The sequence below is a fragment of the Bradyrhizobium sp. cf659 genome, from assembly GCF_900113725.1.
Classification (GTDB): domain Bacteria; phylum Pseudomonadota; class Alphaproteobacteria; order Rhizobiales; family Xanthobacteraceae; genus Bradyrhizobium.
Genome location: NZ_FOQJ01000017.1, coordinates 15,273 through 32,366, shown reverse-complemented (window position 1 = coordinate 32,366; position 17,094 = coordinate 15,273). Strand labels below are relative to the sequence as shown.

General features: G+C 64.7%; 15 protein-coding genes. 12 read left to right on the top strand and 3 right to left on the bottom strand.

Translation table 11 applies throughout. From position 1 onward, the window contains the following. The first annotated feature begins 302 nt into the window (after window positions 1-302). The 4 genes from BM118_RS37870 to BM118_RS37855 all read left to right on the top strand — a co-directional run bounded on the left by BM118_RS37870 (window position 303) and on the right by BM118_RS37855 (window position 6,788). Complete coding sequence (locus BM118_RS37870) at window positions 303-1,685, top strand: ethanolamine ammonia-lyase subunit EutB (RefSeq protein WP_092192813.1); 1,383 nt, start codon at window positions 303-305, stop codon at window positions 1,683-1,685. 152 nt (window positions 1,686-1,837) lie between these two features. Next, the gene (locus BM118_RS37865) at window positions 1,838-3,424 is read left to right on the top strand and encodes a B12-binding domain-containing radical SAM protein (RefSeq protein WP_177235047.1); all 1,587 of its coding nucleotides are present in this window, start codon (window positions 1,838-1,840) and stop codon (window positions 3,422-3,424) included. Window positions 3,425-3,430: 6 nt separating this feature from the next. Beyond that, window positions 3,431-4,216, top strand: coding sequence for an ethanolamine ammonia-lyase subunit EutC (eutC, locus tag BM118_RS37860; protein WP_092192809.1), 786 nt, complete (start codon window positions 3,431-3,433; stop codon window positions 4,214-4,216). A 205-nt stretch (window positions 4,217-4,421) separates the two neighbouring features. After that, window positions 4,422-6,788, top strand: a complete 2,367-nt coding sequence (locus tag BM118_RS37855) for an efflux RND transporter permease subunit (RefSeq protein ID WP_092192807.1) — start codon at window positions 4,422-4,424, stop codon at window positions 6,786-6,788. 32 nt (window positions 6,789-6,820) lie between these two features. Here the strand turns inward: BM118_RS37855 and BM118_RS37850 are convergent, their stop codons facing one another. Both BM118_RS37850 and BM118_RS37845 read right to left on the bottom strand, forming a co-directional pair. Further along, the gene (locus BM118_RS37850; RefSeq protein ID WP_092192805.1) at window positions 6,821-7,666 is read right to left on the bottom strand and encodes a hypothetical protein; all 846 of its coding nucleotides are present in this window, start codon (window positions 7,664-7,666) and stop codon (window positions 6,821-6,823) included. Between the two features lie 63 nt (window positions 7,667-7,729). Then, window positions 7,730-8,227, bottom strand: a complete 498-nt coding sequence (locus tag BM118_RS37845; protein ID WP_027544089.1) for a hypothetical protein — start codon at window positions 8,225-8,227, stop codon at window positions 7,730-7,732. Window positions 8,228-8,687: 460 nt separating this feature from the next. Between BM118_RS37845 and BM118_RS40975 the strand changes: the two genes are divergently transcribed. The 6 genes from BM118_RS40975 to BM118_RS37810 all read left to right on the top strand — a co-directional run bounded on the left by BM118_RS40975 (window position 8,688) and on the right by BM118_RS37810 (window position 14,865). Then, window positions 8,688-8,921: a hypothetical protein gene (locus BM118_RS40975; protein WP_008144014.1), complete on the top strand. Its 234-nt coding sequence runs from the start codon at window positions 8,688-8,690 to the stop codon at window positions 8,919-8,921. Between the two features lie 194 nt (window positions 8,922-9,115). After that, window positions 9,116-10,000: a squalene synthase HpnC gene (gene hpnC / locus BM118_RS37830; protein WP_092192803.1), complete on the top strand. Its 885-nt coding sequence runs from the start codon at window positions 9,116-9,118 to the stop codon at window positions 9,998-10,000. Next, complete coding sequence (hpnD, locus tag BM118_RS37825) at window positions 9,990-10,829, top strand: presqualene diphosphate synthase HpnD (RefSeq protein WP_092192801.1); 840 nt, start codon at window positions 9,990-9,992, stop codon at window positions 10,827-10,829. The genes hpnC and hpnD overlap by 11 nt, the downstream gene beginning before the upstream one ends. Then, window positions 10,829-12,085, top strand: coding sequence for a hydroxysqualene dehydroxylase HpnE (gene hpnE / locus BM118_RS37820; RefSeq protein WP_092192799.1), 1,257 nt, complete (start codon window positions 10,829-10,831; stop codon window positions 12,083-12,085). The genes hpnD and hpnE overlap by 1 nt, the downstream gene beginning before the upstream one ends. A gap of 51 nt (window positions 12,086-12,136) precedes the next feature. Beyond that, window positions 12,137-14,119: a squalene--hopene cyclase gene (gene shc / locus BM118_RS37815; RefSeq protein WP_092192797.1), complete on the top strand. Its 1,983-nt coding sequence runs from the start codon at window positions 12,137-12,139 to the stop codon at window positions 14,117-14,119. Further along, complete coding sequence (locus BM118_RS37810; protein ID WP_177235046.1) at window positions 14,116-14,865, top strand: phosphorylase; 750 nt, start codon at window positions 14,116-14,118, stop codon at window positions 14,863-14,865. The genes shc and BM118_RS37810 overlap by 4 nt, the downstream gene beginning before the upstream one ends. A 198-nt stretch (window positions 14,866-15,063) precedes the next feature. Here BM118_RS37810 and BM118_RS37805 read toward each other — a convergent pair whose 3' ends face one another. Then, window positions 15,064-15,300: a hypothetical protein gene (locus BM118_RS37805; protein WP_143099592.1), complete on the bottom strand. Its 237-nt coding sequence runs from the start codon at window positions 15,298-15,300 to the stop codon at window positions 15,064-15,066. A gap of 637 nt (window positions 15,301-15,937) precedes the next feature. Between BM118_RS37805 and BM118_RS37800 the strand changes: the two genes are divergently transcribed. Continuing rightward, window positions 15,938-16,429, top strand: coding sequence for a transposase (locus BM118_RS37800; RefSeq protein WP_244550333.1), 492 nt, complete (start codon window positions 15,938-15,940; stop codon window positions 16,427-16,429). A gap of 148 nt (window positions 16,430-16,577) precedes the next feature. Continuing rightward, complete coding sequence (locus BM118_RS37795; RefSeq protein WP_092192791.1) at window positions 16,578-16,910, top strand: DUF6572 domain-containing protein; 333 nt, start codon at window positions 16,578-16,580, stop codon at window positions 16,908-16,910. The last annotated feature ends 184 nt before the right edge of the window (window positions 16,911-17,094 follow it).

The following is a 17,094-nucleotide window of genomic DNA, read 5'->3' as shown; positions in this document are numbered from 1 at the left end:
CCCGAATGGCCTGAAGCGGCCGGTGAGCGCGGTCGTGTGGAATCTATGCAAAATTATGCGGAACGAAGATGGACGCGGCGTTAACGCGCGGCTCGGGAGCGCTTGCCCCGGCTTGAAGGAATGTGAGATATCTCAGTGATTTGGAGTAGCCTTATCGGTTTCCGGCAGATCGGCCCGGAGATCGCGCGACATGCCCGAAACATCGGCATGCGCGCCGGCCGCCAGTCGCGTATTCCTGACGCCGGGCCGCCCTTGAGATCGGTCTGGAGTCGGCCGTTGGCCGACGAACCCCGGAGGGGACCTTGGTCTACCGCCATACCATCGACGCCACGACCTATGCCTTCCCGGATCTGCGCGACCTGCTCGCCAAGGCGACGCCGCCGCGCTCCGGCGACCGGCTGGCCGGAATTGCCGCTGCCAGCGCCGAGCAGATGATCGCGGCGCGGATGGCGCTCGCGGATGTCCCGCTCGGACAGTTCTTGCAGGAAGCCGTCATCCCCTACGAGACCGACGAGGTCACCCGCCTCGTCATCGACAGCCATGACGCAAGGGCCTTTGCGCCGGTGGCTTCGCTCACGGTTGGCGCCTTCCGCGACTGGCTGCTGTCGGACGCAGCGACGCCCGAGATCCTGCGCAAGCTCGCCGCCGGCATCACGCCGGAAATGGCCGCCGCGGTCTCGAAGCTGATGCGCAACCAGGACTTGATCCTGGCGGCGCGGAAATGCGAGGTGACCACCGCCTTCCGCAACACGATCGGGCTGAAGGGGCGGATGAGCACGCGGCTCCAGCCCAACCATCCGTTCGACGATGCCAGGGGCATCACCGCCTCGATCCTCGACGGCATCCTGCTCGGAGCCGGCGATGCCTGCATCGGCATCAATCCCGCCAGCGACGATCCGGCCGTCATCGCCCAATTGCTGCGCCTGCTCGACGAGATCATCGCGCGGCTGAAGATCCCGACGCAAGGCTGCGTGCTGACCCATGTCACGACGACGCTGTCGCTGATCGGGCAGGGCGTGCCGGTCGACCTCGTCTTCCAGTCGGTCGCCGGCACCGAGGCCGCCAACCGCAGCTTCGGCATCGACCTCGCCTTGCTTCGGGAAGCGCAGGAGGCCGGGCTGGCGCAGCGGCGCGGCACGGTCGGGCAGAACGTGATGTATTTCGAGACCGGCCAGGGCTCCGCGTTGTCCGCCAATGCCCATCACGGCGTCGACCAGCAGACCTGCGAGGCACGCGCCTATGCGGTCGCGCGCGCCTATGCCCCGCTCCTGGTCAACAGCGTGGTCGGCTTCATCGGCCCGGAATATCTCTACGACGGCAAGGAAATCATCCGGGCGGGGCTGGAGGACCACTTTTGCGGCAAGTTGCTCGGCCTGCCGCTCGGGATCGACATCTGCTATACCAACCACGCCGAGGCGGACCAGGACGACATGGACAATCTCCTGACGCTGCTGGCTGCGGCTGGCGTCACCTTCATCATGGGCGTCCCCGGTGCCGATGACGTCATGCTGAACTACCAATCGACGTCTTTTCACGACGCGCTCTATGTCCGCGACGTCTTCGGTTTGCGCCGTGCGCCGGAATTCGACGACTGGCTGGCGCAGTCGGGTATCGTGGGCGCCGATTTCCGCCTTGCCGGCGATGCAGGCCTGCTACCCGATTTTGCCTCCCGGCTGATCGCGTGAGGTGAGGGAGGCGCCAACTCGCCCCGGGAAACCATTGGCCGCTCTCGGAATTAAGCTCACGCCACAATATTGAGAAATTCCGGCGACAGCATTACGCTATGTGTCTGGCTGGCAATTTCCGCAACCAGGTCGAGCGTGGCGGGGGAGCTTTGATGCGAGCTGAAAGCAACGGTACGTCGCGGCGGATTCTTTGCGTGTTTCCGCGTTACACATCGTCGTTCGGTACGTTCGAGCATTCCTATCCGCTGACCGACGGCGTCAGCGCCTTCATGCCGCCGCAGGGATTGCTGCTGATCTCCGCCTACCTGCCGAAGGACTGGCAGGTCAAATTCGTCGACGAGAACCTGCGCCGCACCACGAAGGAGGAGTTCGGTTGGGCGGAAGCCGTCTTCGTCAGCGGCATGCACATCCAGCGCCAGCAGATGAACGACATCTGCCGCCGCGCCCATGAATTCGATCTTCCGGTTGCGCTCGGCGGGCCCTCCGTCAGCGCCTGTCCGGATTATTATCCGTCGTTCGACTATCTGCATGTCGGCGAGCTCGGCGACGCCACCAACCAGCTGATCGAGATCCTGTCGCGCGACATCTCGCGCCCCGAGGCCCAGGTGGTGCTGACCACCAAGGACCGGGTGCCGATGACGGAGTTTCCGATCCCGGCCTACGAGCTTGCCGACGTGAAGAAGTACTTCCTCGGCAGCATCCAGTATTCCAGCGGCTGTCCCTATCAGTGCGAGTTCTGCGACATCCCCGGCCTCTACGGCCGCAATCCGCGTATCAAGTCGCCGGAGCAGATCATCGCCGAGCTCGACCGTCTGCGCGAATGCGGCATGACCGACACGGTCTATTTCGTCGACGACAATTTCATCGGCAACCGCAAGGCGGCGATGGACCTGTTGCCGCATCTGATCGAATGGCAGAAGAAGACCGGCTATGTGGTGCGGCTCGCCTGCGAGGCGACGCTCAACATCGCCAAGCGGCCCGAGATCCTCGAGAAGATGCGCGAGGCCTATTTCATCACCATCTTCTGCGGCATCGAGACGCCCGATCCCGATGCGCTGAAGGCGATGCACAAGGACCACAACATGATGGTCCCGATCCTGGAAGGCGTGCAAACCATCAACTCCTACGGCATGGAGGTGGTGTCCGGCATCATCATGGGGCTCGACACCGACAAGCCGAACACCTCGGAGGCGCTGCTCGCCTTCGTCGAGGAGTCCCGGATTCCGCTGCTTACGATCAACCTGCTCCAGGCGCTGCCGAAGACGCCGTTGTGGGACCGTCTGGAGCGGGAAGGGCGCCTGATCGAGGACGACGGTCGCGATTCCAACGTCGACTTCCTGCTGCCCTATGACGACGTCGTCGCGTCCTGGAAGCACGCCATGGGCGTCGCTTACGAGCCCGAGAAGGTTTACGCGCGCTTCCAGTATCAATGCGACCACGTTTACGTGCATCGCCTCAAGATGCCGGTGCCGGACGAGATGAAGACCTGGCCCAACATCAGGCGCGGTCTCGTCATGCTGCGCAACATCTTCTGGAAGGTCGGCGTGCTCGGCGACTACAAGCGCGTGTTCTGGAAGTTCGCGCTGGGTCGCATCAAGCGCGGCGACATCGAGGGGCTGATCGGCTGCACCCTGATCGCACACCATCTCATCACCTTTGCGCGCGCGGCCTCCAGCGGCAAGCAGAACGCCTCGAACTACTCGATCCGGCTGCGCGAGGCTTCCGTTCCCGCCGAATGACGCAACATGTCTGATCCGGCCGTCCCGCGCCGCCCGACCCTCGATCTGCGGTCGCTCACGCCCGCGCGCGTTGCGCTGGGCCGCAGCGGCGCGAGCGTTCCGACGCGGGCGTTGCTCGATTTCACACTGGACCACGCCCGTGCCCGCGATGCCGTGCACGCGGTCTTCGATGTGCCGCTTCTGGTCGGAGATCTCGGCGCGCTCGGTCTCGCGGTCACCGAGGCGAGGAGCCAGGCGCTCGACCGCAGGGACTATCTGCGGCGGCCGGATCTGGGACGGCAGCTCGATGCCGGCTCGATCGAGGCTCTGGCGCGAATCGCCTCAGGGCCATGCCAGCTCGCCGTCGTGATCGGCGACGGCCTGTCGGCCGCGGCGGTCCACGCCCATGCGGTGGCGCTGGTGACGCGCCTGCTGCCGCTGCTCGCAGCCGACGACGGTGTCGCGCTCGGCCATGTCGTCGTCGCCTCAGGCGCGCGCGTCGCGCTCGGCGACGAGATCGGCGCCATTCTCGGCGCGCGCATGGTCGTGACGCTGATCGGCGAGCGGCCCGGGCTGTCCGCGCCCGACAGTCTCGGTGCCTATCTGACCTTCGCGCCGAAGCCGGGCCGCACCGATGCCGAGCGCAACTGCGTGTCGAACATCCACCACGCTGGGTTGAGCTATGACGAGGCTGCCTCCAAGATCGCCTGGCTCGTCCGCGAGGGGCTGGCAAGGGAGGTCACCGGCGTCGCGCTGAAAGACGAGAGCGCGGACCGCTCACCGCGTCGAATTGGCACGGCTTTGCCCGAATGACGGGCATTCCGGCAAAATCGCCACATCTTGATCGGTTTGGCCACACTTCGCCTGCTTGCGAGACAGGCTATGGACCTGCTAAACCCCTCGCGGCGATTTTCCGCGCATTTTCAAGGGGCAAGCCTCCCATTGGTATGGCGTTTTCAAGCCGTTCGCGGAGCGCAATAAGCTCACAGCTAGAGCCGATTTAGGAACTGGATAAGGCATGCTCGAAAAGCACAGCGAGAGTGAGGTTCATGTCGACAAGGTCGAGCAGGGACCTGCGTCCTCCATCGCCTTCGGGCTGGAGCGCATCGGGCTGATCGCCGTCCGGGCGCCGATCGTCTCCTGCATCGTCCTCCTCATCCTGATCGTCGGCGCCGTGTTCGGCATCCACCGGATCAAGATCGACGATTCGCTGTCGCAGCTGTTCCGTTCCGACACCCGCGAATTCCACCAGTACGAAGAGGTGACGAAGAAGTTTCCGGCCGAGGAGTTCGACGTCCTCGTCGTGGTCGAAGGCAAGAACCTGCTGGCACGGAACAACCTCGAGAAGCTGCGCGACTTCATCACCGACATGCAGCTGGTCGAAGGCACGCGAGGGCTGGTCTCGCTGTTCTCGGCGCGCCAGGCGCCGGCGCCGGGCAAGCTGCCGGCGGCGCTGTTCCCGCCCGAGCTGCCCGAGGGCGCGGCCTATGACAAGTTCATCGAGACCGTCAAGAACAACGAGATCATCCGCGGCAAGCTGTTGTCGGAGGACGGCACGCTGGCCCTGGTCGTGCTGTCGCTCGATCCGGAGGTGGTCGCCTCCAGCAAGCTGACCAAGACCGTCGCCGACATCCGCGCGCTGATGAAGGAGGATCTCGGCGACACCGGGCTCAACGTGCAGCTCTCCGGCGTGCCGGTGATGCAGCTCGAGATCCGCAACGCGGTCGAGCGCGACGGGCTGACCTACAACATCCTCGGCATTCTCGCCGGCTGCGTCATCGCCATCATCTTCTTCCGCAAGATCTCGTTCATGATCGCGGCGGCGTTCCCGCCGATGATCGCGATCCTGCTGGCGCTCGGCGCGCTCGGCTGGGCCAATTTCAATCTCAACATGTTCCTGAACGTGATGACGCCGCTCATCATGGTCATCAGCTTCTCGGACTCGATGCAGCTGACCTTCGCCGCGCGCGACCGGTTGATCGCAGGCCAGGACAAGTTCACCGCGTTCAAGAACGCGGTGCTGGTGGTGGGGCCGGCCTGCGTGCTGACGCACGGCACTGCCGGCATTTCCTTCATCGCGCTCCAGTTCTCCAGCTCCGACCTGATCCGCAAATTCGGCGAGGCAGGGCTCGCCGCCACCATCATCGCGCTGGTCGCGGTGCTGTCGCTGGTGCCGGTGTTCGGCGTGCTGTTCGTGCGCAACGAGAAGGTCTTCGCGGTCAAGTTCCAGAGCGCGGATGCCGGCGTCCAGGCGCTGCGCAATTTCTGCTACTGGATCGCGGTGCGCATGGTCGGCCGGCCCGGCCTGTTCAGCCTGATCGCGGTGCTGTTCGTCGGCGGCCTCGGCGTCATCTACGCCAATCTGGAGCCGCGCTACCGGCTTGCCGATCAGGTGCCGGACAAGCGCCAGGCGGTCGCCGCCAGCGACCGGCTCGATGCCAAGCTCACCGGCGCCAATCCGGTCAACGTGCTGATCCAGTTCCCCAAGGGTGAATCGCTCTATTCGCCGGAGACGCTGCAGACGATCGCCGACGTGCATGCGACCGTGGAGAAGGCGGCCGGTGTCGGCAACGTCTGGTCGGTCGAGACCCTGCGCCGCTGGCTTGCGGCAAAGGCCGGCAGCGCCGACGTCGCGACGCTGAAGGAATATGTCAGCGTGATTCCCGAGCATCTGGTGCGGCGGTTCATCGACGCCGAGCAGGATGCGGTCGTCGTCGCAGGCCGCGTGCCGGACAAGGATTCCAGCCAGCTCCTGCCGATCGTCGACAAGCTCGACACCGAGCTCGACGCCGTCCGCAAGAAGCATCCCGGCTACGAGGTCGCGGTGACGGGCCTTGCCGCCATCGCGGCGCGCAATTCGGCCAGCATGATCGAGAAGCTGAACCGCGGGCTCACCGTCGAATTCGCGCTGGTCGCGATCTTCATCGGCCTCGCCTTCCGCTCCTGGGTGGTGATGTTCGCCTGCGTCCTGCCGGGCATCTTCCCCGTCGTGATGTCGGGAACGGTGCTGTGGGCGATGGGCGAGGGGCTGCAATTCGCCAGCGTCGTCGCGCTCACCGTCTCGTTCGGCTTGGGGCTGAGTGCGACCATCCACTTCCTCAACCGCCTCAGGCTGGAGAGCAAGCCGGGCGTCGGCTCGGCGCTCGCGGTGGAGCGGGCGACCGTTCTGGTCGGACCGGCACTGATCCTGACCACGGTGGTGCTGGCCTGCGGCCTCGTCGTCACCGTGTTCTCCGACCTGCCGTCACTGCGGCTGTTCGGTTGGCTCAGCGCCTTCTCGATGGTCATGGCCCTCGTCGCCGACCTCTTCATCCTGCGGCCGACGGCGATGTGGCTGATCAACCTGCACGCCAAGCTTCAGGGCGCGGATAAGCGCGCGATCTGAGCGTGGGGTGGCGGCGATGCGCCACGCCACGCTCACGCTTCGACGCGTATGATTCCGTACGGGTTGAACTTGAAGTCGTCCTCGGCGTAGTCCTGCTCCCGCGTTAGCGTGAGCTTGCGGTCGCGCAGCGTCGCGTCGATGCCGCGCTCGGCCATCGCGTTGGCGAGCTCCTCCATCAGCATGACCGCGGCCCATTCGTTGCCGCGCGATTTCGCGACATAGATCTCCGGCAGGCCGACGAGGTGATAGCCGACGGTTTCGTTGTAGCGATCACCGCCGAGTGGGCGCTTGGCGAAGGCGAGACGACATGCTTTGGCGACAGCGAGGGTCACGGCAAGACCCTGCGAGGTGCTCGCGCCCTTGCGCGCCTGACCGGCCAGTTGCCGCCATCGATCGAGGCCGTGGGCAATACCCGCGCTTTCGCCCTTCACGGCGGTGGCGCCGGCCTCGATCATCTCCTCGACGATGCGCAAGGCGGCCGCCGAATAGGCGACCGTCTTCTGCTGCTCCATCGGCGGGCTCAGTACATAGAGCACTGATTTGTGGTTGGCCACGGCGGCTTCGTCGGTGGCGGACCAGGCTTTCGGGAAGACGCGGTCCCAGCACACGCCAAACGAGCGCTCCATATGCGGATCGGGTTTGGCCTGCGAATAGGTGCGGTCGATCTCGAAGCCGAAATCCGCGATCGTCCTGGCCGCGGCCTCCGGCGGGTTCAGCAGGCTTTCGTCCTTGCCGAGGAAGCAGAGCACGTGACGCGGCTTCACGGATGAAGGCTGCATGTCCGTCCCTCGCTGGCTTGACGGTTGATCATTGGCCCATGCGCGACTGGCGGCGAACAGTCCGGCGGCCTTGAGCAGGTTTCTGCGAATAGGGTCCATGTCAGCAAAAAGCCCCCGGCTCGCGAGAACCGGGGGCGTGTTCCTCTCGACGCGGGACGGACGTCAGCCCTTCGTCATCGTGATGTTGACGCCGCGGATCTCGCCCTTGGAGCTGATCTGCACCGTCTGCTTGGTGCCGTTGGTGCGCAGCGACAGGTTGGCGGCGAAGCCGTTGGCCTCGACGAACACCTCGATCTGGCCGCCGCCGGCGGTGCCCTGGAGATTGCCGAAGATGTTGCGGCTGGCCTCGCTCCAGTTGCCGGAGATGCGGTCGCCCTGGCTCGTCACGTCGCTGGTGAGGTCGAACTTGTAGCTGTCGGACGCGCAGTGCAGAGCCTGCTTCAGGTTGAGACCGCTGCCGGCGACCTTGTAGTCCGCCTTGCAGCGGATGCGCTCGGTGGAGCCGTCGGACAGCGACACCGTGCCGGTGCCGGTCCAGGCGCCGTCAAAACCGGCAAACGGTCCGGACGACTGTGCGTGGCTTGCCGAAACCGAGAAGAGCAGCGCCGCCCCAATGCCGGCCGCCTTGATTGCCAGTCCAGATCGCCCAAAGAATTTCATCACAAATATCCCGTTTTGGAACGACGTCCGCTCAAGATCAGAACGTCTCGCCACATCGAAGGTTTAGTGTTCCGAGCCTGTGTCAGGTTCAAAGCCTGGCCGCCAGAGACGGTGGTTCACGAAGCCCTTGCGCCATGCCCGGCGGCTGCGATTTCCCGTGTTTCGGCGTGTTTCTGGCCGAAACGGAGGGACAGAGAGATGCAGCTCTGCAACAGGCGTGCAGTAAAATGCGGGCTACCTGAATTATGACGTAGTATCAACCTCTTACATCTGCCAATGAAGGCGCAGGGAAGACCTGATTTGGTGAGTGTGGCGCCAATTTGGCCGCATTTGCCAGTGCTTGTGCCTTCTCCGAGGCCGCACGTTCCGCGGCGACTTGCCATCAGAACACTCCGTTCCGGTCGTCCGCCCTGTGCTGTCCGGGATCGGTGCGATTCTGCCGTCAGAATGAAGGAATACAATGCGTAAGCTTCTCGTCGCTCTCACCCTGCTGTCGGCATCCCTTTCGACGGCGGCCTTTGCCCAGGCGGGGCGCGGCACGGACAGCGAGCAGAAGGCCTGCACGCGCGATGTGCAGAAGTTCTGCCGTCCGGTCATCGACCAGGGCGATTTCACCATCCTGGCCTGCCTGAAGGAGAACCGGGCCAAGATCTCGCAGGCCTGCGACCAGGTCCTGAAGAACCACAACCAGTAAGCTCGGCCACTGGCCCACAAGGGTGGCCCCCGGGGCCGCCTTTTCGGGGCCGATCCGCGACGGGCAGCCATCGAGAGACAGGATTGGTTTTGCGGCCGTATTCCCCTATATGGGGGCCGCGGCGGCATCGCCGGCATGGGCCCGCGCGAGCGAAAAAAGCCCTTCCTGTCCAAACGATTGTAAACCAGCCCTCGATGACCTCTGCGAGCGAATTGCGATCCGGCAAGGGTGACCGCGACGAGAATTTTCCCGTCGCGTCCTGGATCATTCATCCGCGTCATCGCGCGCTGATCCTGGCGTATTACAATTTCGTCCGCACCGCCGACGACATCGCCGACCACGCGACGCTGCCACCCGACCAGAAGCTCGCCTATCTCGATCTGCTCGAGGCGGAATTGCTCGGCAAGGGCGACACCCAGGCCGAAGCCGTCAGCTTGCGGCGCGCGCTGGCCGAGCGTGGCATGGCGCCGCGCCATGCGCTCGACGTGCTCATCGCCTTCCGCATGGACGTGACCAAGCTGCGCTACGAGAATTGGGACGAGGTGATCCACTATTGCCGCTACTCGGCGATGCCGGTCGGCCGTTTCATGCTCGACGTCCATGGCGAGAGCACCTCGACCTGGGCTGCATCGGACGCGCTTTGCGCGGCGCTCCAGATCAACAATCACCTCCAGGATTGCGGCAAGGATTTTCGCGAGCTCAACCGCGTCTACCTGCCGCGCGATGCGCTGGCCGCGAGCGGCGCCTCCGTCGAGCAGCTCGGCCTCGCCCAGTCGCCGCCGGCGATGCTGGCCTGCCTGCAGGCGCTCGCCGTGCGCAACGAGGCGCTGCTGGGCGAGAGCAAGTCGCTGAGCGCGGAGGTGAGGGATTTCCGCCTCGGTGTCGATATCTCGGTGATCCAGGCCTATGCCGACCGCATCGTGCGCCTGCTCAAGGTACGCGATCCCCTGCGCGAGCGCGTGCACCTGAACAAGTTCGAGCTCCTCACCTTCAGCCTCGCCGGCATGATCGGCGAAGTCGGCCGCCGCGCGATCGGACGCAGGGCCATTTCCAGACCGGGGACTGCACATGACGCTTGAGGCGACCTCGCCCGGCGCCAGTTATGGCTCGGCCGCATCCGGCAGCTCGTTCTACGCCGCGATGCGCATCCTGCCGCATGACCAGCGCGAAGCGATGTTCCAGATCTACAGCTTCTGCCGGCAGGTCGACGACATCGCCGATTCCGACGGTCCGCGCGAGGAGCGGCTCGCCGCGCTTCAGGAGTGGCGCAACGACATCGACGCGCTCTATCAGGGCAATCCGCCGCCGCGGCTGAAGGACTACGTCACCTCGGTGAAGACCTTCGGGCTCAAGCGCGAAGATTTCCTGGCCATCGTCGACGGCATGGAGATGGACGTGCCGCAGGACATCCGCGCACCCGACATGGCGACGCTCGATCTCTATTGCGATCGGGTCGCGAGCGCCGTGGGACGGCTGTCGGTACGGGTGTTCGGCATGCCGGAAGAGGACGGCATCCTGCTCGCCCATCATCTCGGCCGCGCGCTCCAGCTCACCAACATCCTGCGCGACATCGACGAGGACGCGGGCCTCGGCCGGCTCTATCTGCCGCGCGAAGCGCTGCTGCATGCCGGCATCACCTCCAATGATCCGAACCGCGTCATCGGCGAGCGGGCGCTGCCAAAGGTCTGCCTGCCGCTGACGCAGCGTGCGAAGATGCATTTCGAGAAGTCGGACGAGATCATGAACCGCAACAAGCGCCGCGCCGTGCGTGCGCCGCGGATCATGTCGAAATACTATCATGCCATTCTGGACCTCCTGATCGCGCGCGGCTTCAACGCGCCGCGCGAGCCGGTGCGTGTGTCGAAGATCACACGCATCCTGATCCTGCTCCGTTACGCTTTCATCTGATGCAAAACACAGCTCACATCATCGGCGCTGGAATTTCCGGCCTCTCCGCCGCCGTGCGGCTCGCCAATGCCGGCTTCAAGGTCGCCGTACACGAGGCGACGCACCAGGCCGGCGGCCGCTGCCGTTCCTATTTCGACGGCGCCACCAACCTCACCATCGACAACGGCAATCATCTGCTGCTGTCGGGCAACAGCCATGCGCGCGCCTATGCGCGCGCGATCGGGACCGAGGCGGGCCTCGTCGGCCCTGACAGCGCGCAGTTTCCCTTCGTCGATATCAAGACCGGGCAGCGCTGGCAGATCGATCTCGGCGCCGGCCGGCTGCCGACCTGGGTGCTCGACGAAAGCCGCCGCGTTCCCGACACGGGCCTCACCGACTATCTCAAGCTGGCGCCGCTGATCTGGGCGTCGGAGGCGACGCTGGTCGGCAAGTCCATTCCTACCGAAGGCGTGCTCTATCAGCGCCTGGTGCAGCCGCTGCTGCTCGCCGCCCTCAACGTCGATCCGCCCGAGGGTTCGGCCGGGCTCGCCGGCGCGATTGTGCGCGAGACGCTGCTTGCCGGCGGACAGGCCTGCCGTCCACTGATCGCGCGCGACGGCCTCAGCGCGGTGCTGATCGAGCCCGCCGTAAAATTCTTGCAGGAGCGTGGCCACTCGGTTCAGCTCGGCCATGAGCTGCGCTCGTTCGTGACCAGTGACGGCAAGGCCGGCGCGCTGAATTTCGGCGGCGAGGATGTGATCCAGCTCGCCGAGGGCGACGTCGTCGTGATGGCGGTGCCGCCGCGTGCCGCCTCAAGCCTGCTGCCGGGCCTGAAGACGCCGACCGAATTCCGCGCCATCGTGAATGCGCATTTCCGTATTGATCCGCCGCCGGGTTCGCCGCCGATCCTGGGCGTGATCGGCGGCGTCGTGGAATGGCTGTTCGCGTTCCCGAACCGGCTCTCGGTGACCATCAGCAATGGCGACCGTCTCGTCGACATGCCGCGCGAGGAGCTCGCGCAGGCGATCTGGAACGACGTCTGCGAAGCAGGGGGCGTCTCCGGCGAGCTGCCTCCCTGGCAGATCGTGCGCGAACGCCGCGCCACCTTTGCCGCCACGCCGGCGCAGAATGCCCTGCGTCCGGGGCCGGTCACGGCGCTGAAAAACCTGTTCCTCGCCGGCGACTGGACTGCTACGGGATTGCCTGCAACCATCGAGGGATCGGTCCGGTCCGGTGATCGCGCAGCCGATCTGGTGCTGGCCGCGCGGCGGCCCTGACGGGAATTTGTCCCGGTCAATTCAAATCAACCATCGGAGTAATCGAGCGAGATGGATTCCGTGAACGCGACCGCCCGCGAAGCCCAGGAATCGAGGATCTTGGAAGCGGAGATCTTGGAATCGAGCATTGCGTCAGCGACGCAAGGCGTCCTCGGCTTGCAGCAATCCGACGGCCATTGGGTGTTCGAGCTCGAGGCCGACTGCACGATTCCGGCCGAATACATTCTCTTGCGCCATTATCTCGCCGAGCCGGTCGACACCGTGCTCGAAGCCAAGATCGGCAACTATCTCCGCCGCGTGCAGGGCGCCCATGGCGGCTGGCCGCTGGTGCATGACGGCGAGTTCGACATGAGCGCCAGCGTGAAGGCGTACTTCGCGCTGAAGATGATCGGGGATTCCATCGACGCGCCGCACATGGTGCGCGCGCGCGAGGCGATCCACGCCCGCGGCGGCGCCGTTCACAGCAACGTCTTCACGCGCTTCATGCTCGCGATGTTCGGCGTCGTGACCTGGCGCGCGGTGCCGGTGCTGCCGATCGAGATCGTGCTGCTGCCGTTCTGGTCGCCGTTCCACATCAACAAGATCTCCTACTGGGCGCGCACCACCATGGTGCCGCTGATGGTCATCGCCGCGCTCAAGCCGCGCGCGAAGAATCCGAAGGGCGTCGGCATCGACGAGCTGTTTCTCCAGGATCCGCGCTCGATCGGCATGACCGCGAAGGCGCCGCACCAGAGCATGGCCTGGTTCCTGCTATTCCGTTCGCTCGATGCGATCCTGCGCGTCATCGAGCCGCTGTTTCCGAAGAGCCTGCGCAAGCGCGCCATCGATGCCGCGCTCGCCTTCACCGAGGAGCGGCTCAACGGCGAGGACGGCATGGGCGCGATCTATCCGCCGATGGCCAACATCGTCATGATGTACGACGCGCTCGGCAAGGACGAGAGCTTTCCGCCGCGCGCGATTACGCGCCGGGGCATCGACAAGCTGCTCGTGATTGGCGATGACGAGGCGTACTGCCAGCCCTGCGTCTCGCCGGTGTGGGATACGACGCTGACCGCCCACGCACTGCTGGAAGCCGGCGGCGACAAGGCCGTGCCTGCGGCCAAGCAGGGCCTCGACTGGCTGATCCCGAAGCAGGAGCTCAGCGTGAAGGGCGACTGGGCGGTGAAGCGGCCCGACGTGCGCCCCGGCGGCTGGGCCTTCCAGTACAACAATGCCCATTATCCCGATCTCGACGACACCGCGGTCGTGGTGATGTCGATGGACCGGATGCGCCGGGAGCACGGCGTCACCGGCTATGACGTTGCGATCGACCGCGGCCGGGAGTGGATCGAGGGCATGCAGAGCGACGACGGCGGCTGGGCCGCCTTCGACGTCAACAATCTCGAATATTACCTGAACAACATCCCGTTCTCGGACCACGGCGCGCTGCTCGATCCGCCGACCGAGGACGTCACCGCGCGCTGCATCTCGATGCTGGCCCAGCTCGGCGAGACCGCCAAGACCAGCAAGCATGTGGCCGATGGCGTTGCCTACCTCCGGAAGACCCAGCACCCGGAAGGGTCCTGGTACGGCCGCTGGGGCATGAACTTCATCTATGGAACCTGGTCGGTGCTCTGCGCCCTGAACATGGCCGGCGTCAGCCACGACGACCCGATGATCCGGAAGGCCGCCGCCTGGCTGGCCTCGATCCAGAACAAGGACGGCGGCTGGGGCGAGGACGCCGTCAGCTACCGGCTGGACTACAAGGGCTGGGAACCCGCCCCCTCGACCGCCTCGCAAACGGCATGGGCCTTGCTTGCCCTGATGGCGGCAGGCGAGGTTGATCACCCGGCCGTCGCCCGCGGGGTGGAGTACCTGATTGCAACACAGAACGAAAAAGGACTGTGGGACGAGCAGCGGTACACCGCCACAGGCTTTCCCCGTGTATTCTATCTACGGTATCATGGTTACCCAAAGTTCTTCCCGCTGTGGGCGCTGGCGCGGTATCGGAACTTGCGGAACACCAACAGCAGGGTGGTAGGGGTCGGAATGTGACTTTGGGGACGGGGGACTATCTTACCGCGGGCAATGCCATTGATCCGCGGCCAATACTCATTGTGACCGGTCTGGTTCAGGAGGCCCGCATCGCGGCCGGGCCCGGAATGGCGGTCATCTGCTCGTCCAGCAGCCCGACCCAGTTGCGGGCGCTTCTGACCGTGGTGGACCCTGAAACGATTCGCGGCGTGATCTCGTTCGGCGTGGCCGGCGGGCTCGACCCGACGCTGCGCTCCGGCGACGTCGTGCTGGCGACCGAGGTGCTCTCGGGCGATACCCGCTGGGCCGCCGGGCTGTCGCTCGGCGACGACCTGATCGACCGCCTGACGTCGGGGCGCCGCCGTGTCGTTCGCGGCAGCCTTGCCGGCGCCGAGGAAGTGGTCACCGGGCGGTCCTGCAAGGCGGCGCTGCACTCGGAGACCGGAGCCTCCGCCGTCGACATGGAGAGCCACATCGCGGCCGCCTATGCCGCCGAGGCCGGGCTGCCCTTTGCCGCGGTGCGCGTCATCAGCGATCCCGCCCATCGCGCGCTGCCGGCGCTCGCCCGCGCCGCGATCAAGCCGAACGGCCAGATCGATCTGGCCGCCGTGCTGCGCGGCATCGTGCGCAACCCGACGACGCTGCATGCGCTGGTCTCGACCGGCATCGACTTCAACCGCGCGCTGCGCTCCTTGCGCGGCTGCCGCGACTATTTGATCGGGACGGAGCTCGTGGAGAGCGAGGCGCTGGTGTCCAAGGCGGCCTGAGCGGGGTAGTCGATCCAGCAACAGAAAAGGCCCGCTCGCCATTGGCGATCGGGCCTTTTTCTTTTGATGCCTGTAGCCCGATGGAGCAACTTCAATGACCAATTTCTGTGACAGCCACCGTAACTCTGCTGCTGCGGCGCCGTTCGTGCTGGCCGTACTGATCTGGGTGTTGGTGCTATTGAGGTAGCTGATTGCCAGTCACCGATCGGAGGCTGAAGAATGAGCCTTCAGATCGACGAGTTCGTAGGCAAGCCGCAGATCTTGCACGATCGCATCGATCGCTTGCTGCACGGCGACTGCCTTTATCGGGGCGATTACTGTGGCTGTGAAGCCAAGCTGCGCATTCCGATGGATCGTGACGAAAACAGCAAAACCAAGCCGTTGCTGGATGATCTGCTTCAATTCGGTGGAGGTGACTTGTTGACGGGTACTCATGGGCACAAACTCCAAGGACTTCGAACGTTGACACATGGTGTTTCGCCGCCTCTCACACAAGTCCGCATCGCCCGGCATCCCTTACCGATCCCCTGATCGGGTGTCCTTCTCCTTCGAAAGCCTGGGTCTGAGATCCAACCCTCTCGCCATCAGCCTTACGGTGCCGCCGAGGCCATTTGCCAGCCGCTCAGCCTCGTCGTTAAGAACGGCGATCAACTGCTCGAAGCTTAGACGCTCTCATGTCTTTGGATGTTCCCACTGACGATGTCTTGCGATGGTCACGAGTAGACAGCCCGCACGGCATTCATCTGCCGCCATGTATTTGGTCAGGAGCTGATCGTGGACGGTATTGAATAGGTCCGTCCCGGTGCGCTCATCACCGAGCTTGAGTTCAATAACTCCCTGCTGGAAAATTACAGTGACAGTGCACTAAATTGATGCCGCCGGTTTCAGCCGTCATGCTGTGGCATGGCTCGTCTTGCTCGCGTTGTCATCCCCGGTCATCCCCACCATGTCACCCAGCGCGGCAACGGCCGCGCTCGCACGTTCTTCGAGGACGGCGACTATGCGCTGTATCGCGACCTGCTTGCTGCGAACTGCAAGGCCGCCTGCGTCGAGGTGTGGGCTGCCCAACCACGTGCACCTCATCCTGGTGCCGTCCGATCCCGACGGGCTGCGCCGCGCGCTTGCGCGCGTGCACCGCAGCTATGCCGGGACCATCCAGGGGCGACGCAAGCGCACCGGACATTTCTGGCAAGGCCGCTTCGGTGCCGTCGCCATGGACGAACAGCATCTTGCGGCGGCGCTGCGCTACGTGTCGCTCAACCCGGTGCGGGCGCGCTTGGTGCAGCGGGCACAGGACTGGCGCTGGTCGAGCACGCGCGCGCATTTGCGCGGAAGGGACGACGGCCTGACTGCGCTCGCGCCGATCCGCGATCGCTTTCCGGAGTTCGCGGATTTGCTGGCAACCGAACCGGAAGCCGATCTGTTCAGCGCGCTGCGTTCGGCCGAGAGCATCGGCCGGCCGCTCGGAGATAGCCGCTTTCTCGCCCGCATCGAGCGCCAGACCGGGCGCGTCCTCAAGCCGGCCAAGCGCGGGCCCAAGACATCCGTGGAGGAAGACGGATGATGTATTTAGTGCACTGTCACCGTAATTCCTTGGCTTTCCCGGAGATCGGTCAGACCGGGGGCACAATCGTCGGCGTGGGTAAACCTGGTTTCCCCGGTGGAACGCAGCTCCCTCCGACAGCCGTCCAAATTATTCGAGGGCCCTGAATATGTCAGTAGATCAGGCAGATACAGTTGACGTCGCGACCATCGACAAGGCTTCCGGTGAGCTATGGCTCACGATCAGCGATCATCTGCCGTGGGACGACAACGAAGGCGACCATCTCGTCCTTCTTCAGAACAAGCTCAACGCGTATCTTCGCTTTATCGAAAGCGGTGAAGTGCTCAAAAAGGTGCCCGACGCCAAGGGGCGCGGTATTGTGATAAACTTGGTCGGGAAGTTCCCGCTGAGCCAAAAGGCCGACTTCTTCTTCGGGAAGGCGCGAGCCGCCATAGAAAGCGCGGGCTTTCGGTTACAGTTTAACCTTATGCGCCCCAATTGAGCGGCTCTCGATATTGCTGTGACACCCATGGAATGCCCCCCTAAGTGAGACACACTAATTCCTAGGATAGTGCAGTTGCCTATCGCACTGTTTGCCCGGAAGTTGGGTATCAGCAGGGATTCCGCGAGTCGCCTACGGCGATTGGCCGTTGCCGCTTCCGGATGGCCAGGATGGCATAGTGCCA